This window comes from Terriglobus roseus, from assembly GCF_900102185.1.
GTDB lineage: Bacteria > Acidobacteriota > Terriglobia > Terriglobales > Acidobacteriaceae > Terriglobus > Terriglobus roseus_A.
In genome coordinates, this window is sequence record NZ_LT629690.1 from 2,614,702 (window position 1) to 2,640,722 (window position 26,021).

The 26,021-nt window shown below is 54.3% G+C and carries 18 protein-coding genes; 3 read left to right on the forward strand and 15 right to left on the reverse strand.

Annotated features, from left to right (window positions below; genetic code table 11):
* Positions 1 to 137: 137 nt before the first annotated feature.
* From BLT38_RS10940 to BLT38_RS10975, 8 genes are all read right to left on the reverse strand, one after another.
* The gene (locus BLT38_RS10940) at positions 138 to 1,115 is read right to left on the reverse strand and encodes a phospholipase D-like domain-containing protein (protein WP_083345203.1); all 978 of its coding nucleotides are present in this window, start codon (positions 1,113 to 1,115) and stop codon (positions 138 to 140) included.
* Entirely contained in the window at positions 1,100 to 2,938 is a 1,839-nt protein-coding gene (locus BLT38_RS10945; RefSeq protein ID WP_083347048.1) for an ABC transporter ATP-binding protein, read from the reverse strand. Before BLT38_RS10945 ends, BLT38_RS10940 begins: the two co-directional genes overlap by 16 nt.
* Before the next feature lie 292 nt (positions 2,939 to 3,230).
* Positions 3,231 to 3,851, reverse strand: coding sequence for a response regulator transcription factor (locus tag BLT38_RS10950; RefSeq protein WP_083345204.1), 621 nt, complete (start codon positions 3,849 to 3,851; stop codon positions 3,231 to 3,233).
* On the reverse strand, positions 3,848 to 4,945 hold the full coding sequence (locus BLT38_RS10955) for a sensor histidine kinase (protein WP_083345205.1): 1,098 nt from the start codon (positions 4,943 to 4,945) through the stop codon (positions 3,848 to 3,850). The genes BLT38_RS10950 and BLT38_RS10955 overlap by 4 nt, the downstream gene beginning before the upstream one ends.
* Before the next feature lie 11 nt (positions 4,946 to 4,956).
* Entirely contained in the window at positions 4,957 to 5,757 is an 801-nt protein-coding gene (locus tag BLT38_RS10960) for an ABC transporter permease (RefSeq protein WP_083345206.1), read from the reverse strand.
* An 11-nt stretch (positions 5,758 to 5,768) separates the two neighbouring features.
* Complete coding sequence (locus BLT38_RS10965; protein ID WP_083345207.1) at positions 5,769 to 6,692, reverse strand: ABC transporter ATP-binding protein; 924 nt, start codon at positions 6,690 to 6,692, stop codon at positions 5,769 to 5,771.
* Positions 6,693 to 6,887: 195 nt separating this feature from the next.
* Positions 6,888 to 8,414, reverse strand: a complete 1,527-nt coding sequence (locus BLT38_RS10970; RefSeq protein WP_083345208.1) for a PQQ-binding-like beta-propeller repeat protein — start codon at positions 8,412 to 8,414, stop codon at positions 6,888 to 6,890.
* The gene (locus tag BLT38_RS10975; RefSeq protein ID WP_197674881.1) at positions 8,411 to 10,006 is read right to left on the reverse strand and encodes a PQQ-binding-like beta-propeller repeat protein; all 1,596 of its coding nucleotides are present in this window, start codon (positions 10,004 to 10,006) and stop codon (positions 8,411 to 8,413) included. The genes BLT38_RS10970 and BLT38_RS10975 overlap by 4 nt, the downstream gene beginning before the upstream one ends.
* Before the next feature lie 311 nt (positions 10,007 to 10,317).
* Between BLT38_RS10975 and BLT38_RS10980 the strand changes: the two genes are divergently transcribed.
* Positions 10,318 to 10,797, forward strand: coding sequence for a helix-hairpin-helix domain-containing protein (locus BLT38_RS10980; RefSeq protein WP_083345209.1), 480 nt, complete (start codon positions 10,318 to 10,320; stop codon positions 10,795 to 10,797).
* 89 nt (positions 10,798 to 10,886) lie between these two features.
* Here BLT38_RS10980 and BLT38_RS10985 read toward each other — a convergent pair whose 3' ends face one another.
* The 3 genes from BLT38_RS10985 to BLT38_RS10995 form a co-directional block, all read right to left on the reverse strand.
* Positions 10,887 to 13,424, reverse strand: coding sequence for a hypothetical protein (locus BLT38_RS10985; protein ID WP_156785095.1), 2,538 nt, complete (start codon positions 13,422 to 13,424; stop codon positions 10,887 to 10,889).
* A gap of 511 nt (positions 13,425 to 13,935) precedes the next feature.
* Positions 13,936 to 16,536, reverse strand: coding sequence for a serine/threonine-protein kinase (locus BLT38_RS10990; RefSeq protein ID WP_083345211.1), 2,601 nt, complete (start codon positions 16,534 to 16,536; stop codon positions 13,936 to 13,938).
* Entirely contained in the window at positions 16,529 to 17,155 is a 627-nt protein-coding gene (locus BLT38_RS10995; protein WP_172838229.1) for an ECF-type sigma factor, read from the reverse strand. The genes BLT38_RS10990 and BLT38_RS10995 overlap by 8 nt, the downstream gene beginning before the upstream one ends.
* A gap of 146 nt (positions 17,156 to 17,301) precedes the next feature.
* Here BLT38_RS10995 and BLT38_RS11000 point away from each other — a divergent pair, with 146 nt between their 5' ends.
* Both BLT38_RS11000 and BLT38_RS11005 read left to right on the forward strand, forming a co-directional pair.
* Positions 17,302 to 17,907 carry a hypothetical protein gene (locus tag BLT38_RS11000; protein WP_083345213.1) on the forward strand — a complete coding sequence of 202 codons (606 nt, stop codon included), beginning with the start codon at positions 17,302 to 17,304 and terminating at the stop codon, positions 17,905 to 17,907.
* A gap of 433 nt (positions 17,908 to 18,340) precedes the next feature.
* On the forward strand, positions 18,341 to 20,125 hold the full coding sequence (locus tag BLT38_RS11005) for a hypothetical protein (RefSeq protein WP_156785096.1): 1,785 nt from the start codon (positions 18,341 to 18,343) through the stop codon (positions 20,123 to 20,125).
* Between the two features lie 502 nt (positions 20,126 to 20,627).
* On the opposite strand, the gene nqrF is transcribed toward BLT38_RS11005, so the two are convergent.
* From nqrF to BLT38_RS11025, 4 genes are all read right to left on the reverse strand, one after another.
* Positions 20,628 to 22,904: an NADH:ubiquinone reductase (Na(+)-transporting) subunit F gene (gene nqrF, locus BLT38_RS11010; protein ID WP_083345215.1), complete on the reverse strand. Its 2,277-nt coding sequence runs from the start codon at positions 22,902 to 22,904 to the stop codon at positions 20,628 to 20,630.
* A complete protein-coding gene (locus BLT38_RS11015) occupies positions 22,901 to 23,761 on the reverse strand; it encodes a sugar phosphate isomerase/epimerase family protein (RefSeq protein ID WP_083345216.1) in 861 nt (286 codons plus the stop codon). Before BLT38_RS11015 ends, nqrF begins: the two co-directional genes overlap by 4 nt.
* Before the next feature lie 78 nt (positions 23,762 to 23,839).
* Positions 23,840 to 24,739, reverse strand: a complete 900-nt coding sequence (locus tag BLT38_RS11020) for a LysR family transcriptional regulator (protein ID WP_172838230.1) — start codon at positions 24,737 to 24,739, stop codon at positions 23,840 to 23,842.
* Positions 24,736 to 25,977 carry an MFS transporter gene (locus tag BLT38_RS11025; protein ID WP_172838231.1) on the reverse strand — a complete coding sequence of 414 codons (1,242 nt, stop codon included), beginning with the start codon at positions 25,975 to 25,977 and terminating at the stop codon, positions 24,736 to 24,738. Before BLT38_RS11025 ends, BLT38_RS11020 begins: the two co-directional genes overlap by 4 nt.
* Positions 25,978 to 26,021 lie beyond the last annotated feature (44 nt).

Here is a 26,021-nt window from a genome sequence, read left to right on the forward strand (position 1 = left end):
GCTTTGAAGATATTGTTCAGAGGAAAGATAAATCGACGGCGACGCATAGTAAAGAACAAAGCTCGGGCTTGTACTTTCGATGCATTTTCTAGAATGGTCCGGTTAATACTGACGTTGTGATCTCGCTCCTGCGATGACTAGAGTGCGAGGGATTCCTTCACATCATCATCCACCCCGCTCAGCTCTGCCAGCAGGCCCTTGTCGGATAGATCCATCGGCTTAGAGTTAGCCCAGTCGTGATGAAGCACGGATTCGATGCGTGTTACCAACGGTTTATCGTCAAGTGCAATGGCAAGTTCGCGGCGGCTGTCAAAGCTGCCTGGAGCCAGATTGATGGAACCGATGATGGCTCGCTTGCCGTCGGCGAGCAACAATTTGGCATGTAGTTTGAGATGACGCATCCGATGAACTTTCACACCGACATCATGCAAGATACGCAGACCGCTTACGCCTTCGACCAGCTTGTCTTTCTTAAGCGTGTGGGGGGCGCGAGCCATCAAATGAATCTTTACCCCGCGCTGCGAGGCGCGTACGAGGTGTTCGATGATAACGGGGTCCTGGTAGCGTTCGTTTTGCAACCACAAGGAATGCTTCGCGTCGTCAATGAGCTGCGCGAGTCGCTCGCGGCCATTGCCCACGCACCAGATTAAGCGCGAGCGGTCCCCTGCGAGAAATTCCGTCCGATGCCAGTCTGCCTCAAAACATTCGATGATTTCTGCAACCTCGTGACGATGGTGCGTTACCACAGCATAGTCGCGCGTGACGGTGAGGTTCTTCGTCTGCCAGTTCAACGATTCTACGAACGCTACCTCATCGTCTATGACCATGGACTTCTCATGAGTCAGGTCGTATGCAGGATTGCTATCAATAACATTCACTCCAGCATCAACGAGCATCTTTCTAGAAGCCTCGTTCTCTTTTTGCCCATTGCGGCGCGACGGGTTGAGCATGATGCGCACTTTTACTCCACGGCGATGTGCAGCAATTGTGCTGGCAAGTAGCTGCGGATCCGAGAAGATGAACATCTTGATACGAATGGAACTGCGAGCGCCTGCGATGGCATCAAGGATCGGCTGTGCGGAGTCATCGGGTAAAACAACTAGGGTACGGGACATTCGATATTCCTCGTCTGATCGATAGGAGACGATATCTCCGTTGCGGTTTCTGATGCCGCGTTGAACTGTACGTGATACAGCCCAGCATAGATACCGTTCCGGGATAATAACTCTTCGTGCGTTCCGCTTTCTGCGATAACGCCATTCGCAAGCACAAGGATCAGGTTGGCGTTGCGGATCGTGCTGAGTCGGTGTGCGATGGCGATAACGGTCTTGTCGCGCATGAGCTTCTCAAGCCCGTCGATGACGAGCTTTTCCGATTCCGTATCGAGCGCCGCGGTGGGTTCATCGAGCAACAGGATCGGGTTACGACGGATCATGACACGGGCGATACCGATGCGCTGGCGCTGGCCGCCCGAGAGTGTCGAGCCGCGTTCGCCGACAACAGTGTCATAGCCAAGTGGCATGCGCGTGATGAACTCATCCGCATTGGCAAGCTTCGCGGCCTCAATGGCATCATCACGCGTTGCTCCTGGGTGGCCGAAGAGGATATTGTCGAGAATCGTTCCTCGAAAGAGAATCGTCTCCTGCATAACGTAGCCGATTTGATTGCGGAGCCATGCGAGCTTGTACTTACGCACATCTTCACCATCGACGAGTAGCTCGCCCGAGCTAACGTCATAAAAGCGCGGCAACAGGCTCATCAACGTGGACTTGCCGCTGCCGGTCATGCCGACAACGCCGACAAAGTCGCCCGGCTTGATCGTGACGGAAACGTCCGACAGGACCTTTGTTTCCGCGTCATAGCCAAACGCCACGTGACGCATCTCAATCTCGCCGCGTAAGGATTCCGGCTCTATGCCATTTGGGTCATCGGGGATAGAGCCGTCTGCATCCAGAATGGCGCGCACACGCTCTGTACCAACAGAGACCTGTGCGATGGCGTTTGTGGTTGTTGCGAGATCCTTCACTGGCTTGAAGAAACGGCTGAGATAGGCAAGATAGACGGTGAGCGAGCCGATGCTCATTGAACCAGCGAGAATGAGGGCCGAACCGCGCCACAGAACAAGAGCAGTGCAGGCGGCGACAGTAATGCTTACCACCGGCGACAAGAGCGACTTTACGCTGCGAGCTTTCAACGCCGCATTGACTGCGGATTGGCTGACATCGGCAAGCATGCGTTCCTCGGTCTTTTCCTGACCGAAGGCCTCCACCACCTGCATGGATTGAAGGCCCTCCTGCACAACGGAGACAATCTCACTTTGCTGTTTGCGGACCTCGTGCGTAGCCGCCTTGACGGATTTCTTGAAACGAGAGACGAACAGCAGAAGGAACGGTGTGACCGCCAGCGCAATAAGCGTGAAATCCCAGTTCAGCCAGAACATAAGTCCAAGCATGCATACGATCGTGAGCATGTCGACCAGGATGTTCAGCGTTTGTGAAGATGCAAACCCCTGGATTGTCTGGATGTCCGTGGTAAGTGTGCTCAGGATGGAGCCCGTCTCGTGCGTACTGTAATAGCCGAGCGAAAGCCGCTGTAAGTGCGTATAGACCTTCAGTCGAAGGTCATACGCAACCCACTGACCAACGCTTTCGGTGTAGTAGTTATCGATGTAGGAAGCGACACTGCCGAGGATCGCGATCACAACAAACAAGATGGCGATAACGGCCGCGAAATGCATTGGATCGCCATGCGCGAAATGGTCGTACATGAACCTGGAAATGCCGGTCGGCTGGCCATGCTTTTTCACCACATCGTCGAGGATGATCTTCAACGGCCACGGCGCTGCCAGGCTCATGCCCGCTTCCACCAGCATGGCAAGGAAGATGACACACAGCGTGCGGCGGTAGGGTTGGATCAGGGCTCGGATGAACTTCAGCATGGTGCTTCCAGTTCCTTGGTTGACGTTATCGCTTTTGTCTGTGACTTCGCCGGGGAGACCCTCGGATAACAGCGTCAATCCCCGTCACAAACGAGTAACTCAAATCTTCTTCCGATAGTAGGGATTTTTAGGCGATAACTCCACGGAAAAGATATTGCGATCCGACTTAAGATCGCCCTCGCCATGTGTGATGGATTGATCGAACGGCTCCGCAGCACCAAGGACCAACTAACTGAACCCCGCCCCTGCTGGGTCACGAGCCGACAAATCGGATGCATTTGGGGGAAGCAGCTTACAACCACCCACGGGTGCGGGCGATGCGGGCGGCGTCAGTCCGATTGGCGGCGCCCAATTTGGCGATGGCTTCCGAGAGGTAGTTACGCACGGTTCCTTCGGACAGATGTAGCTCTGCGGCAATATCGGCAGAACTACGGCCATCGCCCGCTCTCTGCAGAATCTGCCGCTCGCGATCGGAGAGTGGATCTGCATCTGCGGACCATGCTTCAGCCGCGAGTGCGGGATCGACCGCACGCAGACCCGAGTGGACCCGACGGATGGCTTCAGCAAGTTCCGACGCAGGACGGTCTTTGAGCAGGTAGCCTCGTGCACCGGCGTCGAGAGCGCGGCGGAGATAGCCGGGACGCGCGAAGGTGGTGAGGATGATAACGCGGGATTGCGAGCCTGTGTCTTTCAGATGAGCTGCAAGTTCGAGACCAGTCATCTGCGGCATCTCAATGTCGGTGACAACGATGTCGGGATGGTGCTCGCGTTCGAGGCGTTGCGCTTCGCGGCCGTCGGCTGCCTGAGCTACGACGTGAATATCTCCTTCCAGTTCGAGGAGAGCAGCGAGGGCTCCGCGGAGCATCGTTTGATCTTCGGCAATTAGAACGCAGATGGTGTTTTCAGTCTTCATTGGGGAAGTTGTAGTTCGAGACGCGTACCGGTATCGCGGCTAAGAAGAAGTTGGCCGCCAAGTGACTCCACTCGTTCTCGCATGCCGCGAAGGCCATTACCTTCGCGCGCTTCAGCGTGTTGGCCGTCGTCTTCAATGATGAAGCGGCGCTGGCCGTTGCTGGTGACAAAGCGCAGGCGGCAGGTGTGTGCATGGGCATGTCGAACGATGTTGGTAACGGCTTCACGTAACGCCAATGCAAGGACGCTTTCTTCGGTTGCAGTGAGTTTGGTTTCCGTGGAATCGGCGGCTTCTACATGAAGTGTGACTCCTGCCGTGTTGAGGGTCTTGCGGGCGGCTTCAATCTCCGCGGCCAGGCCGCGGGCGCGATAGCCTCCAATGGCTTCTCGCACTTCGGCTAAGGCAGTACGAGCGGTGCGTTCCACCTCAGTGATTTCTTCCGTGGCGCGCTGCGGATTGGTGGCGATCAAGCGTCCAGCTAGTTCACTTTTCAACACGATGAGTGAGAGCGTGTGACCAAGAACATCGTGCAGATCGCGCGCGATGCGTTCGCGTTCTGCGACGGCGGCAAGTGCTTCAATCTCTTCCTGCGCCATGCGAAGTTTCACGTTGGACTTGCGCTGCTTGGCGAAGAAATAATTGCTGCCGCCTACGATGAGTGTGAGGAGTGAACCCATCCAGCCGCTGATTGGGGAGACACGCCAGCCGATAGAGTGCAGCCAGTAGGTCTCGGCAAGCATAATGACGCACTCAAGAGCAACGAAGCCGAAGGTCAGGTAGGCGTTGTCGCAAACGAAAGGAAGAAAGGCAGCCGCGTAGATGAAAAAGGTGATGCCACCTGAGTTCCACGGCAGTGTGATGAGGCCGAGGGAGAAGATGATAGCCACCATCGCATAGCGTAGCTTCTGATCGCATGTGATTGCGTAGCGGTAGAAGGCGACAAGGAAGACCAGAAAGACGGCGAGTGTTCCGAGCCAGAGACGAAAGCTGGGGTTGAAAACAGGATCGATGAAAATAAAGGCGCTGTAGGCTATCCACACGAAGGTGGCTGCCTTATTGTCCATCGTTGGTCGCTTGGTCTTCTGATCTTCCATGTGGATTCCGGTTATGCATTGTCTGCGCGGCGCTGATAGGCGAGCCAGGTGATGCCAAGCATGATAAGCGTAAAGCCTAAAAGTCCGAGGATGTGCGTCATAAATGTGCCCTCTGACGGTGCGCCGAGCGTTGCGTACATCATCTGAGCAAGATGATACGTGGGGAAGACGGGCGCAATCACTTGCAGCGCGTGCGGCAGGAATTTGAGCGGTACCCAAAGGCCAGAGAGAAAACTCATGGGCAGGTAAACAAGGTTGGCAATGCCACCTGCTGCTGTCGGTGGAACAAGGAATGCCAGAGCCAGGCCGAGGCAGGAGAAAGGAACTGCGGCAAGCGCGGCAATGCCCATGATCCGCAGGTATTCCGAGAGCGTGATATGAACGTGACCGAAAGCGATGCCGAGAATGGTGAGGATGGACACGATGATCAGCGAGAAGGCCACGGCCATGCATCCTTTGGAGAGTACGTAGGCGAGTGGAGGCATGGGGCTTGCCTGCTTGAGTTCAAGCCAGCCTGCAGAGCGATCGAGTGCAACGCCCACGCCAATGCCAAAGATGGCTGCACCGAGCGACCCGAAGATGGAATAGCCGCCGAGCAGGTACTTGGTAACGTCGACTGCCCCAATGGTCTGATTGCGATTCATCATGAGGCCGAAGAGGCAATAAAACATGATGGGAAAGCCGACTGCCGAAAGCGAGAAGGCACGTGTGCGGAGAGCCCGCAGGACTTCGTACCGAATCTCCGTAAGAAAGACACGGAAGGCGCTTGGCGCAGATGCAGAGACGATGGGTAATGTAGCGGTGGTGGACATGGCTGGCTCCGTTAGTTGTGCGAGGTGAGGGCAAGGAAAGCGTCTTCCAGCGCGGGGCTTTCGACTTCAAGCGCGCTGAGGGATTGATCAAGCGCGAGCATTTCGCGCAGAGTGTCTTCGGGCTGCTCGCTGGTGATTTCAGTGAGTGAGCCAACGCGAACCACGGCGACGACGCCAGGCATCGCTTGCAGATGATCCGCGGTGAGGGTCGTGTTGCAGCGAATGATCTTAACGCTCTTTGCTGTAGTGGAACGGCTGCCGCTGCCCATCGACTTCACTTCGGCAGGTGTTCCTTCACAGATAACCTTGCCCTTGTTGATGACGATGATGCGATGCGCGAGAGCGTCTGCCTCTTCCAGATAATGCGTGGTGAGCAGTACAGTTTTACCGCGTGCGGCAAGCGCGCGAATCTCTGCCCACATGGTGCGGCGAGATTCGATGTCGAGGCCGACGGTGGGCTCGTCGAGGAAGATAAGATCGGGATCGCCTGCAAGTGCAATGGCGAAGAGGACACGCTGCTTCTGTCCGCCGGAAAGTTGGCCGAAGAAGCGGTCCTCAATACCCTCGAGTCCCGCTGCCTTCACTAAGGCGGCGTAAGACGCGGGGTTGGGGTAGTAGCCACGAAATATGTTGACGTGTTCGCGAACGCGCAGCATCTCAGGAGCGCGGCCTACTTGCAACATCACGCCAGTCCGAAGGCGTGTGTGCGGATCACGCGGGTCTGCACCGAAGATCCCAACGCTACCGGAGGTGGGCGCGGTGAGGCCCATCATGAGCTTGACGGCGGTAGACTTCCCCGCGCCGTTGGGGCCAAGCAGAGCGATGATTTCCCCTCTGTGCAGATCAAGCGAGAGGCCATCGAGCGCGGTAACGCCGTTCTTGTAGCGCTTGGTGATGTTGTTTAGTGATGCGACGGTTTCCACTGCAACAGGCATTGGGGACTCCTCAGAAACGTCCTGACTACGAGACTGAGTATGGAAGCCCTGCGGCAGTGATTTGAGTGCAGTGTGTCAGGAATCGGTTATGACGTTTGTCATGCTGGGAGGGCAGTTGATGAGAGGACCGGTGATCGGCAATGATCGAACCTCGATGAGTGCATTCGGTAACGCACTCATCGAGGTTCGTTTTAGCTACTGGTGCGGCTCCGGGTGGCCGAACGTATAGAGCGTGTTGTCGAAGGTTGGGATGAACAACTCACTTTCGTTAAAAGCCATTTGCCCCGTACTCACAAAAGAGGTCATTGCACCTCCGCTATCCCACAAAGGCTTTCCAGTGAGCGCGTCCAGAGCGTAAAGGGTCGCATGTGTACCCTTCGTTGGAGGCTTTCCGTTCGTATGGCTTCGATCCGCCCCCGTAGCAAGTGCGAACACAACACCGCCAACGACGATAGGCCGTCCTGGCGACGCCATGTCCGCGGACTTCCAAACTTCGGTGAGCGTTGGCTTGCCGCCCTCTTCTGCCATTTTGTAGGCGTGGACTGCGCCGCTGTTCTTTGTGATATCGGTAGCCAAAAGCCAGTGCGCGCCCTTTTCATCGTCGAAGGTGGCAAGTGCGGTTGGCGTGAAGCTCGTAGTGATCGAAATGGGCGTTGAGGCTCCTCCAGACGCATCCAGCAACACAATGCTTCCACTTTTCGTTCCCGCAGCCACCCACTCCGCGGTTTTCCCAGTGATAACAACCGGCGTCGAAGACAATGGCACGTCAGCGACCTTTGTACTTTCAAGCATCTTGGGTTTAAGGGCGAAGAGTGCGGAGTCGGTGGAGACAAACAGGGTTCCCTCTTTATTGAAGGCAGGGGCGCCTAGAATGTTTCCACCTTGAGACTTCCAGGTACCTTCTGGAGTCATGTCCTTCGTCTTTACATCAAGCGCATACATCGTGTTCGGCGAAGAGCCACAACCCGGCATAGTGGCGGCGTAGAGCGTATCCTGCACCACAATCAAGTCAGATGGCGCACTTCCCGGTGGAAGAAATGCAACGGGCTTGAACACTTCTTTACCGGAGTCAAACGTAATTGCATGGGCCATGCCATCACTGGTAACGAGGAATATCGGCACAGAGAAACGGATGCCCGGCGGAAGTTGCTGCGCGGGAGCAGCAACTCGTTGACCTGGACCTCCGGCGCCTAACTGACCACCCATCGCAGCAGAGAGTGGTATGCCTTCGTGCGGTTTGCCAGTAACCGTGTGATACCCAACCGAGGGACGAGGCATGCGTGGCGGAATGGGTGTCAAAGAGGACAGCTTGCCAATCGATGAGCCCCACGATGCGCACGTCGGCGCCTTGGAGGCCGTTCCATAGTGCTTGCTCCAGAAAGGAACTCCGAGATCGTAGTCCACGGTGTAGATCGAATCAGGACCGCCAACTACAGTCAGGGCTTTGAAGCCGCGATAACCGATATACGTTGAGATCAAGATCGGCTCGGCTGCCTTCCCTGCCGTATTGTCCATCGTGACCTTCCATAACAACTTGAATGCGTCAGGCTTCACCATCTTCGCGGGCGTGACCTGTGGATCGGAGCGAACCCAGGATGTTCTTTGTGGGTCTCCGGCAGAAGTGGTCCAATCCGGCCCGCCACGTTGTGCACTAGCGGAGGATGCCATTAGTGTTACGGCGATAATGCCGATCGTTGGAAGAGAGATTCTGGTCACGTTCATTGGCCGACTCCAAACGCATAGACGTTGCCGTCGTAGGTGGGTAGATACACCTTGCCGTTTGCGGCAGATATGCCACTGAAATGACTCCACCCCGTTATCTGATTGCCACTCGTCCAGAGTTGCTTTCCGGTCGTAGCATCAAGTGCTAGCAGCACGGCATGACGTCCACCAGCGATACGCATCGTAGACTGTGCCGATACAGGACCGGCAGCAGGCACCGGCGGTTGTGGTTCCGGAGTTTCGTTCCAGGCGCGATCGATGTGAGATTGCCGCGTGTCCTCGCCGCTGCCGTAGACGAACATTACCCCGTTGGCGATGAGGGCTTCATCGGCCATGTCAATGTCGACCGACAGCCATTGCGGAGCGAGCGCCCACTTGCCATCTCGCTCTTCAACTTTGAAGGCTGCCACACCACCATTCGTCGGGCGACTGAATTCCTTAGGCGCATGGAATCGCTTGGAGACTGGACCGTTGAATGGCACCGCAATCCAAGGAACACCTGCCGAGTCCTTCCAAACACTCAGGGCTCCCCAAACTCCCGTTCCTGCGTAGTTCGGCTCATCATTGCAGATCAGACCGGTATCCGCGAGATCGGTGCGATGGTCATCGCCACCGAAGTTGTCCCGATCAAGCAACCAGACACGGCATTCTTTACTGGTGCCGATCAGAAGCTTCTTGCCTTTGTATTCAAATGCGACCGGAGTAGTGTTCACATCCAGGTCGCGCTTAAAAAGAAATGCGGCGTTCGGAGGCGAGAAATAATCCGTCAGTTTTAACTCGCCCTTGCCATCAATCTGAGCGGCAACGATCCCATTACCGAGACGACCATTTTCCGCATCCCACAGCCCGTCACCTGTCCCCATGTAGACGACACCTTCTGGACTCACAGGCGTTCCGCGGCGTCCCCAAAGTCCGCCACCGCTCGGCAGAAACAGGCTGGTGACGTGTGTATCAAGGTTGTAGGAATAAATGCCATTGATGAGGCCCCCACATCCCTGCGCGGTGCTCGTGTAGATAACATTTTTGAAAATGTTCAGGGCATAGGGCTTGCCGTTGGGTGGCATAAACTTCTCAACCGGTTCAGCATCCGTTCCATCGGCCGGATTGATCGTATGCAGCCGACCATCCCAGGAGATGGCGTAGACCTTGTAGGTTCCTGGTCCAGTCTTCAGCATGGCAGGAACCGCCGTCTGACCACCGGGGCACAGAGTGGCAGCAGGACGCCCGCCCGTCGGATTAGGACTCTTGAAGTTGATATGCCATAAGGTCTGACCATTCTTGGCATCCAGTCCAAACAAGTCATCGGAAGCACCAGCAAAAATGGCAACTTCCTTCTTCCCCGCAGGTGTATCCACGCTGTCTGCAATCAAAGGCGGAAAGAGGTTCGTCATTTCATGTGGCTTGCTGTCCAAATGGACCTTCCAAACCAGCTTCATGCCGCTGACGTTGGTCAGATTGAAGGACTTGTCATCCTTAAGCCAACCCGTTCGGGAGCTATCGACGCCCTCAGTCAAGTAATCAACAGACCATGCCGCGCTAAATGTCGCTAGCAACATTGCCCCCACTGCTAAGAACTTCTTACGGTGCTCCATAACGAAGCCTCCTTCGGTCCCTTACCGAGCCCATCTGTGTGCTTCCAGCCCGATATTTTGAGACGTTTCATCTACTCAATAAAGCGAACATCTACAACGGTTCCCACGACGGTACAGGGTGGGTGATAGAGATGCTTTTAAGAGGAGCTTATCGTCGCGCCGCCAAACTACAGCCAGCGAGATAAAACCGTCAAGTCGTAAATTAAGTGGGGCCAAGATGGCGCGGCCCGTGGTTTCATCGATCTCCCCCGCACATGCGAAACAAGACTCCTTGAGAATTTCTATGCGCAATTGCTAGAATTCCCCGCATTATGACCAACCACACGGCCCGCGTTGTTCGACGTTGCGCATACCTCGGATTTGTATTTTTCCTGACGGGCGCTCACGCGCAACAGATGGCCGACGGTCCTGATAAGGACCTCTTCGTGAAAACTTGTTCCAAGTGCCATGAGATTGAACGAGTCCTCTCGAAGCGCCAGGACAAGAGCGGCTGGCAGGACACCGTCACCAAGATGCAGGGGTATGGCTTGGTCGCAGACGACTCTGATCTGAAACGTATCATCGACTATCTGGCGGTTAATCTACCAGCAGAAACGATGCTCAAACTCAACATCAACACAGCGACTCGAATCGATTTCGAGTCGACGCTATCTGTAAAACGATCTGTCGCCATAGCCATCATCGAGTATCGAGATAAGAATGGTGGCTTCAAGTCCGTGGAAGAGCTAAAGAAGGTGCCCGGCGTAGATGCCGACGTGGTGGACGCAAAGAAAAACGGGCTTACCCTCTAGGTGAATAAGTCCATTTCATCGCGAAGCTTATCACGCCCGGTGCGGGAACCAAACGTAGCCTTCGCCTCCACCGCGGTTGTGAATAAGCTTCACTGCAGCTGCGGAGCTGGCGGCGCGGATGCGGGTGACGCAGCTGCATGCGCCGGTGATGGCAGCTTGATCATCGCGACCGCATTGGGATCGTCTCTCAACTTCAGGTACAGCGTCGCACCATCGGAAGGCGTCGGTACCGCAAGCTCACCCTGCGCATAGCCTGTTGGCACATCCGCTGTTTTGGCAAAGTCTTTGCCCGCTCCAAACGTCTGCACCAGGAATAGATTCTTACCATCCACTGTGCACGTCGGTGCATCAGCACCCGTGCATTTCACATCGCTGATCTCCGGTGTACGCACCAGAACACCCAGTCGTATCCAATCGCCCGTGGTCCCATCCGCTGTTATTGGCCGAATCGCGAGTGGCCCGAATGCTGACTGCCCAAATGCTTTTAGCGGATCCAGGGTCGCAATCGCTGTGTGCTGATCCTGTAGCACCAGGTTGTTCTCTGCGAGCGACAAAGTCGTCTTAAAGCTCTCCTTATCGGTTGCCACCTCAATCTTCTGCGTGGAGGGAAACGCATCCTTCGTCGTGACCACGAATGTGAGCTTGCCATGGAGTGGAATTTCATCCTTGCCACTCAGCATCACTGGTAGCGTTCCGCCTTCCTGCGCCGGAGTCGCATTCATCGACACCAGCGTCAGTCCCGGCCTCGCTTCTGACGCCGCCACCTTCACTGGCAACACGCGTCCATCCTTCAGCTTCGCCTTCGCCTCCTCGCCATCCTTCGGCGTCACGCCTGCTTTCGCCTCCAGATGCATCGTCGCGTCATTGCTGCCCGCGGTTGGCGTAAACGTCTGCCCATCTAACTCCAGCGAAACCACACTGCCCAGCCCCTTGCCCGTAAGCTCCGCCGTCTGATCACCCGCATGAATCCTGATGGCATCCAGCCGAATCTCCGCGTTATACGCCGTCAGTGGCACGCGTTCCTCATTGGCATCACCAAACTGCTTAATCCCCAGCGAATATCCGCCCGGTTCCACATTCTTCAGCGATACATTCAGCGCCAGCGTATTCTTCTGCGGCTTGCCGCCATCGCCCTTTGCTTGCTCGTACTTCACATCCACATCTTTGGCGTCCTTCGCTCCCTGCGCAGGGTTCAGTGCGATGTGCTCCACGCAAGCAGTTCCATTTCCAGTGAGAGTCAGCTTGCTGTCCTGGCCTGCCATCAACTGTGGATTTCCAACCACCTTCCAGTCCTTGCCATTCACTTGCTGCAGCGTCACAGTGGGTCCCTGAAAATGATCAAATCCCCAGAACCCCGTGATCGTTCCTGTGATCGTCAGGTCTGTGTCCGAACCCAGCTTGCCTTCCAGCTTGATCGCGTCATTCGCACTCGTATCATCCAGTGGTCTCCGTGTACTCTGCGCGGCCAACACCAACCCGCCCTGCTCGGCATCGGCCTGTAGCGGAAGATCCATAGCATCGCCTGTACGATTCAGGTGCAGCACCAGGTCGCGCGCCAGTGCCGTCGAATATACCAACGGAGCACCTTCAATCTGCATCACCATCTTCGGATTCTTCAAACACGGAACCACATCCGTATTCGTCACCTTTAATGGAGGCAGCTTCGCAGCCTGTACAGCAGGCAGCGCAATCACAACCACCGATTTCGGATTAATGAATGACACCGGTGCGTTGAGCTTCAGATTCAGTGCCGTACCATCTGGAGTCGCAAGTGCAGGGATGTACTGATACTGTGCCGTACGCAACGAACTCACAATGTGAATCGCATCCATCACCACACCCACATACGCGGAATACAACCCCGCGCCCGCCTGCGGTGTATAGGAAGCATTGGCTGCCAAATCCTGTGCGGTGCCTGATGAAATTGTCTCCGTCACGCCCATCGAGTGCCCATCGTTCAGCAGCAACGGAGCCGTACCTTGAGTCAGACACGTCACCTGTTGCGACACCGGCTGTTTGAAGCAATCTGGATTCGGCTTCAGTCCCAGTGTCGTCGCCAGCTTCGATGACTGATCTGAAATCACCTTGGCGTCTTTCGAATCCACCTTCTTCATCGCGTCCAGATAACGCTGTACTCGCTGCTGCTCAAACGATGCCTCATTCAGCTCAGCATCCGCGCGAATAAACAGCCCAGGACGCCCGCGCACCGCACCACGCAGCGTCTTAAAATCCCCGCCCGTCTCGGGTGCAATAAACATCAACGCCTGCTCCGCGCCCTCCGGCACAACAATGGTCGTGCCTTCCCGCGTCTTCTTGTCCCAGGTGTCAATCTCGTGGAACCAATCCTCAGGCGGCTCATTGGTGGTTCCGCGCAGAAACGCAACGATCAGCAATAGATGATTCGACTGTGTCGAAGGCAGATCGGCTTTGACGAAGAGTTTGTCGCCCGCCTGAAGATTCGGCACCTGTGCAATTGGCAGCGTTACACTTCCACGCTGCACATGCACATCCACCTTAGGGCCAGCCAGATCGAACTTCACAGGATCGTCTGCCCACGAGCGCGTAAGCACTCCTCCCAAAACCATCAATCCAGCTGTGAGGCAAGCCACACGAATCGCACGCTTCATTGCCATCTACCCTGAGTCAGTTACTCGACATTAGTAGATGCCCGTAATTCCGCCGCCGTTGTGCCGCCGTTGCACGTCGAAACTTGGCCCGATGGTTCTGTAATTCTTGTGAATGTGAGGGATGCACCCTCCAGCAACTTTTGGCAATATAACTTGCCCAGCCGCAGCCTCGTCCTAATGCCTGGCAAAGGTTCGCAATCTGGACGCGTACGTTGGAATCTTCGGCTGCCAAACCGGCCATGCAAACTCCATAAATTCTTGGGGTGTCCAAGGGGATATCATTCCATCGCTTCAGAAGGATTTGTCGGAACTGGCAAATCTCTATCTGTTAATGCGCGAAAAGCATCAAAATGCCTTCACATGAACTCAGAAAAATGATTGAAAAGAGGAAAAGGATAAGAGTTCGGATGGTTTTGCGAATCGCACTGGATAAGGCATACGGACAGCCGCGAGTGCTAGCGACTCAAGAATTTTCGTCTTTTACCGATCCCGGCGGCGAAACGTTTGCTGCTCAATCGCGAAAAGATCTTCCCTTTTCAGGCTGACCAGTCTCGCTGTAGATGAGTGCAAGATCGTGGCGTGCTCCCTTGACGAAGCCGGATGACGGGGATTGTTGCCTGCTAACGATCGTATATCCCGCAAGAGTGTGCGGCTCAGCGTCACGATAGCGATGTTCTGCGATAAAGACGCGGCCCAGCTTGATCTGCGCGATTCCAATGTTGATATTGTCCGCGGAAAGCGACTTCTCGTAGTTGTGGATGACTTCCTCAAAAAGGTGTTCCGGCTCGGCGTAGCGATTTTCGTGAAGTAGTACTCCCGCCAGATTGGAAACAGCGATGGCTACCCGATAGTCGTTCGCGCCGTAGGCCAAGCGGTAGATATCGGCCGTTCGCCTATAGTCATCCTCGGCAACCTGAAAGTGTTTCTTGTAGCCTTCGACCCCAGCCAATGAATTCAATACGAACGCAACGTGTGGACTTGTGTCTCCATATACGGTTTCTTGAGTATGTAGAGCTTTCTTGAGAAGCGTTTCAGCCTCAAGGTAATTGTTTTCGTAAATCAGGGTGCTAGCCAGAGAAGTCTCGACGACTGCCGTCTTAGGGTTGTCTTCTCCATACCAGGTTTGATCGATATGGAGGGCCTGACGTCCATGTCCCTCAGCGTCACCATATCGTCCCCACATCTCCTCCACTTGGCTAAGATTCTGCAGGTCTTCTGCAATTCTCGGATGGTTCGCCGGATACCACCCACTATCAAGCTTTAAAAGCCGATTGGTTATTGCCGCTGCCTGCGTATAGTGGCCAAGATATAGATGTGCCGTCGAAAGGTTAGAGAGCGTGTTGGACAGTTCAGAGGCTGACTGTTGGGGTGCCTCTAACGCTGCAGCTTGCTCCAGCGCTTCGACCGCCAGAGTATATTTGCCACGGTTGACGAGTACCTGTCCAAGAGCCGTGAGCGCTCTTGCCTGCGCCGCAGCTTGCAGGGGACTTTTGCCGCTGACCAGGTTGAGGGCCCGGCGAACAAGTTGTTCAGCTTCATCCGGCTTGCCCCGTTCTGAGCGTAGGAGCCCTTGAACCATCAATGTTTCCGCCAGCGCGACGTCATCAGTTTCGGATTGTTGAAGCGATAGCGCAGACTGCAACATAGCTTCGGCGCGGTCTAATTTGCCGAGCTTCATGTACATGGTGCCGAGTGTGTAGTAAAGCTCAGCCTGCACGGCTGGCTCTGTGCTGAGGGTATGAGCTGCCGGAGAACCTCTGTCCAGTAGCGTGACGACCTTAAGGTCTTGTCCTGGTCCGGCTTCCTTGTCGTCGCCTTCAAACAGATTGAAGATAAAGCGCTGTATTTGTTGAGCCCGTTCCGCTTGGACAAGAGCTGCCGTGCGAGCTCGAGCGAGACGCCAAGTAAAGAAAGCTGTCGATCCCACGATCAGTATCAGGGCAGCGCCTGCGGCCAAAACTGCATTGCGATTACGTCGAATAAATTTCTTTGCCCGGTAGAGTGCGCCTTCCGGACGTGCCTCCAACGGTTCCGCGTACGTGTAGTGATCGATGTCGCGGATGAGTGCCTCGACCGACGGGTACCGTTGAGAGGGATCTGCATGAACAGCTTTGAGGCAGAGCAAATCGAGATCGGCCCACGCGTCTCTGCCAAACCCCGCGACAGCTGATGGGTATGGAGTAGAGTTCTTTTTCAGAACAGAGACGATTGACGACGGATGTGTAATCGTCGTTCCCTCAGCGGTACCGGCCGACTCAGGAAACGAAACCCCTGTCAGCATTTCGTAGAAGATGACCCCTAGGGAATAGATATCGTTGGAGGCCGCGACAATTCCCTGCTCTTTCCATTCGGGAGCGGCGTATCGCAGCGACATGAATCGAAGTTGCGGTGCAGTCGCTTGGCCATCATCGTTCACGCTCTGCAGCTCCCGGGAAATGCCAAAGTCAAGGAGCTTGGGGGTTCCATCGGGCTGAACAAGGATATTGGAGGGCTTGAGGTCCCGATGAACAATCAGCTGCTGGTGGGCGTGTAGCACTGCTTCGCAGATACGCCGGAAGAGTTCAATCAACTCAAGAGGAGTACGGGCATCTTGGCGACAGTAGGAGGTGAATGAAATTCCTCTCACATACTCCATTACCAGCCACGGGGTCCCATCGGACAAAGTCCCCGCGTCATACATGTGCGCTATATATGGATGATTGAGTTTCGCCAGATTTCGGACCTCGCTAGCAAATCGTTCGCGCCGGACTGGCGAGAGCGCAGCGTGCAGGAGAAATTTCATAGCGACTTCATTGCCCGCATCGGTTCGTTCCGCAAGCCAGACAACTCCCATGCCTCCCTCGCCCAGATATTCCTTAAGCTGATAGGGGCCGATCAATAGAGAATTGTTGAGGTCGGATGAGGCGTCAAAGATTTCAGCCACCACTTGCTGAATGTCTGTATTGAGAAGAGCGTCCTGATTCCCATCCGAGGAAAGCATGGAAACAGCCTGTTCGAATAACTCGAAATCATTTCCGCACGCATGGAGCAGGTAGTCGCGCCGTTCTGCCGCCTGGAGATCCACGGCGGTGAGAAAAACAGTCTGAAGGCGGTCCCAACGGACTTTATCCATCGAGTTCAGCGCTCGAACTGCCGCCAACAGCCAAACTAAGCCATGCTTTGGCTACTCTCCAGTCCCTCTCTATAGAGGATTCAGACAAGTTGAGGCTCGTGGCCGCTTCGGGTACGCTCATTCCCAGAAAGTAACGGCACTCGACAACCGTCGCCTGGCGAGGATTCCACTGTTGGAGCTTTGTGAGTGCCCGGTCAAGATCAAGCAGTTGAACGGAGCGAGGGTAGGTGCGCCCTGAAAGGTCATCCAACTCCGTGAAAATGATCTCGCCTGAGCCACCTCGTTTGAGTGCGTGACGCTTTCTTGCGCCATCGACGAGAACCTGCCGCATGGCATGAGCCGCCAAGGCGATGAACTCTGGTTGAGGAAGCGCCGCGAGTCCTCCTGAGTCCTTAAGCTTCAGCCAGGCTTCATGTACCAGAGTGCCAGTGCGCTGAGTGGCGCCCGGGTCTCTTCTGCGGATCGAGGAAGCTACCCGCCAGAGCTTTTCATAAAGCTCACTAAAGAGATCATCCAGCTCGCGGCGCCCCATGGCTGCATGTCCCTCTGATTGCGATGTACTGCCCTCTTCGAGGTTTTCTGCCGACACAGTGAAGGGTTTTGTCTCCGGATCACGCATTACCATATGTAACCCAAAACAGATTTAAGGATTGCCGGATTGTACCAAGTGATCCGGGGAGAAATCTTTAATTTCGTCGCGCTCCATCTGTCGACGAGATAAACGCACCTGCTTTAACCAAACCTCTTCTTCCACTAAGGATAAAAATGACCAGACAATTTAAATTCGTCGATCATCTTTCAAATACCTGCACCGTTGTGGCAGGGACCATCGTTCTGACACTTTCCATCGTGAGTGCAACCGGCAATGCCCAGACGGCTCCCAAAATACAAGAACCTGAATATGCAAATTCCTTCTTCCGGAGTGAGGCAGATGGGACGTTGATCCCCTTGGAGCGCAAACCCGTAACCATCGGAATGAAGACAAAGGCGCTTGGATTCGGCGGCGCGGATGCAACGTACCAAATTCAGGAAGAGCATTCACCAGTTCGGGTGAAGGCGGGCACGCCTTTGAATCTTGTGGTGCGGCTTGAAAAGCAGGATGTCGACCCTGCAACGCAGGTTCTTCTTTACACTCTGAAAATCGAAAAGGGACAGCGCAAGCTTCTGATCAATGGCGTCGGAGCCTTTGGCATTCACTCTAAAAGTGACCTAGCGACCAAACAATCGCAGTTGACCTTTCTGAAATACGGTCAGGCGTCTCTGAAGATTGAGCCCCAGACTCCCCTGTCTCCTGGGGAGTATGCCGTTGTGGTGCAGTCGCAGAATCCGCAAATAACCGCATACTGCTTCGGCGTCGATGCTGCAAACTGAAGCAGTTTCGATCCGGTGATCATCCTGACTCCCACACAGCAATCGTGTGCGAGTTAAGAATCTTTCCAGTCACCGCGGCTGAAATTGAAAACGCGGTAGGTGCTCCCAATTTTGGGAATCTTCGATCATCGGATTTCAAGCAACAGCTAACTTTAATGAGTCCGAAGATGAACAGAAAAGAGACGAGGGGATGAAGGCATTTTGTGACGAAGATATGGCACAATCTGCGGCATGGTTTCCAAACATCTTGCCAATTGGAGATGTTCTTATGTCGATTTTGGTAGCACTGAAGTTGTTTTCCCGGATCGCTCTTGGTTCTCTTGATAGCGTTCTATCGACACGAAAAGCAATCCGGCTTCGACACGGTGTTTCGCGTCCCATGTATCGGAAGGCTGGACTCGCGCTGGTCGTCGTGCTTCTAGCAGGCGGCGCTATGGATATCGTGGCGCAGAGTTCCTATAACCAGATCACTGGTCCGCGGAACGAGGATCACCCGACCTGGCATGATCTTCCATCCATCGAATGGCAAGACGGAAGCTGGTACGCCACTGCCTCGGGAAATGAAGCCAGGATCATTCTGGGTGAACACGACGGAGCCAAGGATTGCCAGAGCTTTGGCTGCGTGGGTGAGGCTCCACGGCATTCTCGAACCTTTCTCAGCCACGCTGTTACTGGGAAATATGTTCTCTACCAATTTTTGGACAACCCACCCGGTGGCCCCGTAGTCACCATCAATACTGAAGAGAAGTGGATTCGGATCGGTCGCAACGACCGCCAAAGACAACCGCTAACTGACGAGTTGAAAACACAGTACAAATACCTTCTGGACGAAGGCGAGAAGATACTCCAGGAAGCAGCAAGACAGTACGCCGAGAAGAGCTTCAAGGTCGCGATTGCGAACCCGCTGCCTGCGACGCATACGGTTACTAAGGCTGGCCCTGCCCCCAACAACCCGCCAATGACGAAGGCGGCCTCGAATCCGCCAGTCAGAGGCACTGCGGATAGAGAAACTCAGATCCAGACAAACTCCGAACCACCTGCAATGGCTGCTTCCAACGGCGCCGTGCATTGGTTGAAAAAAGATGTCGACGATTTCCGTCTGGGCCCTACGACAACATTAACCGCTGCATCCTCGGTAGGAGGTGGATTCAATTTAACCGCCAAGTGTCTTGTCTACAAAAAGCAATTTTTGGCAATGGGAACTATCTCTGTGTCAGGCATACCCATCGAAATTCAACTACTCAACCCGCGTGTTCAATATGCGCTCTACGATGAACCCGGAAGTATCGATGCAAAGATCACACCTTTCTTTGGTACCGCAAATGTCACTGGCACTGTCACTCAAGGACACAAAGCATCTGAGGCATGGATAAGAATCGACACGAATCCGGCGAAGAAGAATGGATACGGAGATTCCCGGAAGATTGTTGTGGCATTCCCCGGCATGCCCCAATTTGACGATCCAACTATGCAGAAAAACTATGAAAAATCGAGGAAAGACCTTGGGGAACTAGGGAGCTTCTTTGACCCTCTTACCCAGGCCAACCAAACTCTCTACTTCCTCCCTGATCTTGAAAAGGCTTCTACACTGCGCATTCAGCTTTCGCTTACAGACGGAAATCAGCCCATTCTGTCAGCCGATCTGAATGACCCGATTCTCCGAGAATTTGTTCTGGACTGTTCCACCAGAAAAGATAAAGCGACGCGGGATGCGGAGATGAAAGCAGCACTCGATAGAGAGGCTGCGGAGAAGGCGAAAGAGGCCGAGCGAGAGGCCGCCGTGAAAGCAAAGCAAGCCGAGCTCCAGAAACGGCAAGCACAGGCATTCTTCCGTGGAACAGCAGCGGATTTCGACAAGAGGCTGCCACAGGCGGTTGCCGCTGCAATCCAGCGGGAAGGAATCACGGGATATGACTACTCGAAAGAAACGAGCAAGTTGATCAAGATCATGAATGCGTGCGAAGCACCCCCGGATAACCCGGATAAGTCAAAGCTGCGCAACATCTCCGATCTATCAAATGGCATAGTGCCCAATGGGCAGATGCACATGAGGGTGAACATCAACGCTCATAATGTCGACTACGACAAACGTGACCAAGATCAGCGAAAGTATTTCGAAAAGAAAGGGATTATTCATCCTGAAGAAAAGGTGCAATGCGAATTTACAGTCGACTTCGGATACAACCTCATCCTGACTGGAAGAATTGAGAAGCGCTGATCCGCCCCCCCTACGCCGACTTGTCGCAAATAATGAACACTCGTTGCGTGCCCTATCGATTTTGCACCAACCGCCGAATCTCGCGATGAGATCTGTAACTGCAGAGCCTTATTTTGTCTGTGGGGCTGGCAACGGCGACACGTCCCAGCGAATAGGGTATGGAGCAAGCCCGGCTTCAGCTAAGTCTCTACCCAATGTCGACCGGCTCCAACGGAAATCTTGGATCTGTGATGGTCTTCACCCGTCAATGCGCTGCGGCAGCTGGAACGAGTTGATCCTCGAAAAGGCCCAGGTTGTGGAATTGAAAATTTTTCGGCGGTCTTGGCGTAGAGGGGACAGCCGAAGTACTTAACGTGTCGCCTCACCTGTCATGCGCGACTGGAAGATGGCTTGAGCGTGGCTCATGACGGAACTCAGCGCCTAGCTAGAGGCGCTACAGGACTAGGCAATCATATAGATATCCCATCGATGTATCTGAAGAGCGCGTCTAGAGGCAGATGTATCAAAATTCATCAAAAGTGATATTCGGAGCTGGAACACGGAACTCTGCCAACATCTTCAATGTTGCTTTCATCATCATCGGTGGTCCACATAAGTAGTACTCAATGGCCGCTGGTTGCTCGTGTGTTTGAAGATAGTGCTCTCGCACGACATCATGGATAAAACCATGAAGCCCCTTCCACTCTTCCCCATCCACCGGCGACGATAATGCCGGAAGAAACCTGAAGTTGGAATGCATCTTCTCCAAGCCACGGAAGTAGTCTTCGTAAAACATTTCCTGCCGTGATCGCGCACCGTACCAGAAACTGATGCGGCGTGGTGACCGCTCAGTTTCCAACAAATGTGAGAGATGGGCACGAAGGGGAGCCATACCAGCACCACCACCGATGTACACCATTTCTTTCAACGTGGGTCGAATATGAAAGTCGCCAAAAGGCCCTGTTGCATCCACGGTGTCGCCAGGCCGCAGGCTGAACAAATAGCTTGAACCAATACCCGGACTGCATGCCTGTCCTGGCGGCGGTGTTGCAATGCGGACATTAAAACGCAGTTCCTTTTCAAGCGATGGGTTGCTGGCAACGGAATAGTTGTTGCGACGCTCGATGCCATTCCGATTCGACACAACGTGATCAAACACATGCTGCGCGCGCCACACACTCGCGTAAGGTTCCGCCACATCAAACTCCGAAAAACGGATCTCGTCGTACGCCGGAATATGAATCTGTAAGTAATCACCAGGAGAAAATTTCTGCATGCTCACGGGAGACTCTGGGACCAGAACAAGTTCTTTAATGAACGTGGCAGCGTTCTGATTGCTCACAACTCGAAGTCGCAGCATATCTTCGTCGCGACCTTTTGCTTGATCGGTCTCTGCGACATGAATATGAATAAACCCATCGCGCTCTTCTGACGTATATTTGGCGGTCCCGCGGCAGATCGGTGCTCGTGCCGGAGATCCGTCCTGCAGGTGAAACCGTCCGTTGTGTTTTGGACATTCAACAATATTGCCCTTCACCAGCCCGCCCGCCAGATGTACGTTGCCATGCGTACACATGCCATCAAGAACATGCACGCGGCCCTGCTCGTCACGGCATACAGCAAACGTCTTGCGCCCATAATCAAAGCGGATCACATCATCGCGCATTACATCTGTCGAGGCACAAGCTGCTATCCAGCCATCCTGACCTGTGTCCGCACTCGCGCGGTCATGCGTACAGACAGCTATCACCTTTCGTTCAGGAAGTACTCGTTTCACATGAAACGCGGGGTCGCTCATCTGCCTCCACACCGCTGGCACAATCTCTCTCCAAGCCCTGTAAAGACTGGGATAAGGCGGAGGACAGTCACTCTGAATGAGCGCGTGCAGCCGCGGCAGTTGATGAAACGGCACCAGTGGATACATGTGGTGCTCAATGTGGTAGTTCATGTTCCAGTACAGGAATCGGTTCAGTGGATTCATATATACCGTCCTGCAATTCAGACGGTGATCCAATACATTTTCCGCAAGGCCAGCGTGCTGGGTAACGCTGTACATCACCATCAACCATGCTCCGAAGAAGTTCACAAACCCAATCAGAAACAACGGCAATAGAGAATGTAGTGTGACTGCGAAGGCAATCACTGCGATATACATCGCCAGATGAATGCGAGCCGTTCGGTACACCGTCCCAAACTCAGAAGCCGGAATGAACGTCTTCTCATCCTCTGACATTCGACCAACCGCATGCCGGATGATCGATACAAAGTATTTTGAATACGCGCCAAACGATACGAACTTCTTCAGAATGGCCACAGGATCCGGCGGTCGGGGAACGCTGATCTCAGGATCGCGGCCGACGATAATCGTGTCGCTGTGATGGCGCGTATGGCTCCAGCGCCACACAGTCGCTTCTCGCAGCACCATGAACGACGACACTTGGTACAGCACATTGTTCATCCAGTCGGTACGAAATGCTGTGCCATGTCCGGACTCATGCCAACGCGAATCGGAAGACCCTGCATAAAGCGCGGCGTATGCCAGATATGGAAGGATTGCCCACCATGTACCCCACAAGCGATACGTGAGATATGCCAAGCCTCCAATCATTCCGAACCACAACAACGAATCTCGTAGCGCCGGCCCATCCCGTCGCTCTAGTAGAGCGCGAAGCTCGTCACGCGGAACTGGGCTCTGATACCAGTCAGCTTCCGCGAGGCCTCTTTCAATAGCCAGCTTTGCGTTCACACCGGTCAGACTGTAATCCAAGTGTGGCTTCGGCGATGACACCATCGTGCTCATGCCATCTCTCGTTTCTGCGCAGCATCCCATGCTTCACGCGCGAGGCGGACAAGCTCGTTGGTCTGGCCGCTGCGAGAAAATGTTTCAGCACAATCCTCATCAAGATATGCGTATGGAGGCGGTCCCAACTCCGGCTCAAATATCAGCACAGCATCCTGCGGAGCATCGCTTAACCACGCGGCCATCGCTTGTTGCCATATGCTCTTTGTGAAGCCCACCGCATCGACATGTGCAGTCGAAACCTGTATCTGCTGCCCATTCGAGATGCGCCCATGGATCAACTTAGTAGCCTGCAAAAGCGGAGCCAGTGCAGCATAAAATTCTGTTGCGTTGCCGCCTAGCGTCTCACCCGCAACCAGGTAGTGAGAAACATCCAATGCAATTCGGACGTGCGGACGTTGTTGCATGAGCATGCGTGTGCGATGTAAGTCCTGCGTAAGCCGTCCACGATGTGTCTCCAACACCAGGGGGAGATTGAATCGCTCCGACAAGGCATAGGCTTCATCCACCATCCGTAACGCATCTTCATCTTTAAGATAGGCATGACCAAGATGGAGATTCATCGCAACTGCGCCAAGTTCGACGGCGCGCTGGAAAAATACCGTTGCCTCTTGCACCGTGGAGGCCCATCCTTGCGCGATCAAAGTAAGCGGCATGCGTTTCAGGATGGAACGGAGCGGCGCCATGCGCTCGTCTCGCAAGCCGGCTTCCAAATACTCAAACCCGGATGCACAGGCTCGTTCAAGCGATTCTTCAATGGACTGCTCTCGCTCCTGCAGTGCCCAGTAGGACTGCGCGAAGGCTAAACGAGGAGAGGCCTGGTTCGCATTGCGGAAAAGATATCGCTGATGTGCCACGACATTAGCCTAGTATTCAAGGCTGATTGAGAAAACCAGATAATCTCTATCTTTCGCATTGGGAAAATCAATAAGCGTTTAACTGCCAGATTCAGCGCAAAATCGCTGTATCCGCTGCGCCAAACGTCGTGTAGCAGGCGGCTGTGCTTCCCATTGCAGACAGGCGAGCAGTAACTCCCGATGCATCGGGAATCCGCGCACCTTCTTCGCACAGAGCCCTTTTCCCGCAGCACCGGCAACACAACAATCCGGCAACAACGCAACTCCCATGCCAGCGAGCACAACGCTCTTCACAGCTTCCATGTTCTCCATCTCCATGGCAATCCGCGGCTTAATCTGCATCTGGTCCAGATAGTGTTGTTGCACGGTTCTCATCGCTGTTCCGGGTAGATGTGAAATGAACGGCAAACCGTCAAGATCGCGAGGCGCAAGTATCTGCTTCGTGCTGAGTGGATGAGTCTCCGGCAGGACCACAACAAGATTTTCCTGAAGCAGTGGAACCGTCTGAACCTGAGACAGAGCTGCCGAAGGACTCATCACAACAGCAAGATCAAGCGTCTGGTCCAAAAGTCCCCGAAGCAACACTTCTGTTGTGGCAGTGCTTACCTGAATTTCAATCTGCGAGTACTTTTCACGATAGTCACGCAACACATTCGGCAACACATACACCAGTGTCGTTGCGCCAACACCAAATCGAATGGTTCCTCGCTGCGTCGTGGAATATTCGCGGACAGCGAGTTCCGCATTCTTCATCTCTGAGAGGATCCGCTCCGCATACGCAAGCAGTACCTTCCCAGCAGGCGACAGCGAGACGCGACGTGTGCCACGGATAAACAATACGCAGCCGAGCTCCGCCTCCAACTGCTTAATGTGAAGCGAGATGGTCGACTGCGAAAGAAGCAGCGAGCGACCTGCCTCAGTAAACGAACCAGAGGCGGCTACCGCCTGAAAGACACGCAGATGATGAAAATCGGTCACGCCGGATACTCTACCGCTTTTTTCACCGTCAGAATATGGAAGACAAGCAATGCGACCGCATACGCCATACCAGCTACTAAAAAGACGACTGTGTAATCGCCATGCGATGCCTGCAGCATCCATCCAGTGAACTTCTGAAACACTACGCCGCCAAACGCACCTGCCGCGCCTGCAATCCCAACCGAAGATGACAGCGTTGCCGCGGGAAAGCAATCTGCATTCGCGGCAAACAGGTTCGCCGCCCAAGCCTGATGGGCCGCCGTAAGCACACTGAACAATGCCACGATCTCAGTAAGTGTTTGCAGTCTGGTTGCCAACATCAATAGCAAGGCACAAGCTGCGCACACTGCCAGAATGGCTTTTCGCGCAGACAACACATCCCAACCTCGACGGATCAGGTAGCCTGCACTCCATCCCCCCACAAGGGCACCCAGAGACGACACACAATAAATGACCGCCAACGGTACACCAATCTCTGCTACAGAAAGCTGAAACCTTTGTTGAAGAAACTTCGGCAACCAGAAAAGGTAAAGCCACCACACCGGATCCGTCATGGCCTTCACCAAAATGAACGCCCACATCACACGGAGCTTCAACAAATCGCTCCAGCGCGCACTTGTGGACGCCTCTACAATCGCTACCGACCGTGAAGTTCCCCCGCCGCCCAGCCGTAACAAGCGTTGATATGGAAACGCCAACCACAACAACAACCACACAAACCCAAGCGCACCAACACCCCAAAATGCATAGCGCCAGGAGTGATATCGGTACAGGATGAAAGCAATGAAACCAGGCGCAGCAAGTGCTGCCAGGTTCGAACCAGAATTGAAGATACCTGTCGCAAGCGCGCGTTCTTCCGGCTCAAACCATTCTGAAATGGCACGGATAGCTGCAGGAAAATTTCCACTCTCTGCAAATCCCAGACAGAGTCTTGCAAAGAAAAACCCTATGACACTGCCTGCTACGGAGTGCGAGATCGCAGCCAGTGTCCACAAAAACACAAAGATCGCATAGCCAGCCTTTGTGCCGATCCAGTCCACGATTCGTCCGGCAACAATGTAGCCAATGCCATACGCCAGCGTGAATGCCAACACAATGTTGCCGTAGCTCTCTTCACTCCACTTAAATTCAAGATCAAGCGTATGCGCCAGAATGCCAAGCGCAGAGCGATCCATGTAATTGATGCCCGTGGCCAGAAACAACAGGCCCACAACCAGCCATCGATAACGATTCTTCACAGACTCTTCGGGAGACGCACTCTCCATCAAAACGTATTCTCCCT

Coding starts and splice junctions, on each gene's coding strand:
- BLT38_RS10940 (WP_083345203.1), bottom strand. CDS start 1,115: ATGTCCCGTACCCTAGTTGTTTTACCCGATGACTCCGCACAGCCGATC.
- BLT38_RS10945 (WP_083347048.1), bottom strand. CDS start 2,938: ATGCTGAAGTTCATCCGAGCCCTGATCCAACCCTACCGCCGCACGCTG.
- BLT38_RS10950 (WP_083345204.1), bottom strand. CDS start 3,851: ATGAAGACTGAAAACACCATCTGCGTTCTAATTGCCGAAGATCAAACG.
- BLT38_RS10955 (WP_083345205.1), bottom strand. CDS start 4,945: ATGGAAGATCAGAAGACCAAGCGACCAACGATGGACAATAAGGCAGCC.
- BLT38_RS10960 (WP_083345206.1), bottom strand. CDS start 5,757: ATGTCCACCACCGCTACATTACCCATCGTCTCTGCATCTGCGCCAAGC.
- BLT38_RS10965 (WP_083345207.1), bottom strand. CDS start 6,692: ATGCCTGTTGCAGTGGAAACCGTCGCATCACTAAACAACATCACCAAG.
- BLT38_RS10970 (WP_083345208.1), bottom strand. CDS start 8,414: ATGAACGTGACCAGAATCTCTCTTCCAACGATCGGCATTATCGCCGTA.
- BLT38_RS10975 (WP_197674881.1), bottom strand. CDS start 10,006: ATGGAGCACCGTAAGAAGTTCTTAGCAGTGGGGGCAATGTTGCTAGCG.
- BLT38_RS10980 (WP_083345209.1), top strand. CDS start 10,318: ATGACCAACCACACGGCCCGCGTTGTTCGACGTTGCGCATACCTCGGA.
- BLT38_RS10985 (WP_156785095.1), bottom strand. CDS start 13,424: ATGAAGCGTGCGATTCGTGTGGCTTGCCTCACAGCTGGATTGATGGTT.
- BLT38_RS10990 (WP_083345211.1), bottom strand. CDS start 16,536: ATGGATAAAGTCCGTTGGGACCGCCTTCAGACTGTTTTTCTCACCGCC.
- BLT38_RS10995 (WP_172838229.1), bottom strand. CDS start 17,155: ATGCGTGATCCGGAGACAAAACCCTTCACTGTGTCGGCAGAAAACCTC.
- BLT38_RS11000 (WP_083345213.1), top strand. CDS start 17,302: ATGACCAGACAATTTAAATTCGTCGATCATCTTTCAAATACCTGCACC.
- BLT38_RS11005 (WP_156785096.1), top strand. CDS start 18,341: ATGGATATCGTGGCGCAGAGTTCCTATAACCAGATCACTGGTCCGCGG.
- nqrF (WP_083345215.1), bottom strand. CDS start 22,904: ATGAGCACGATGGTGTCATCGCCGAAGCCACACTTGGATTACAGTCTG.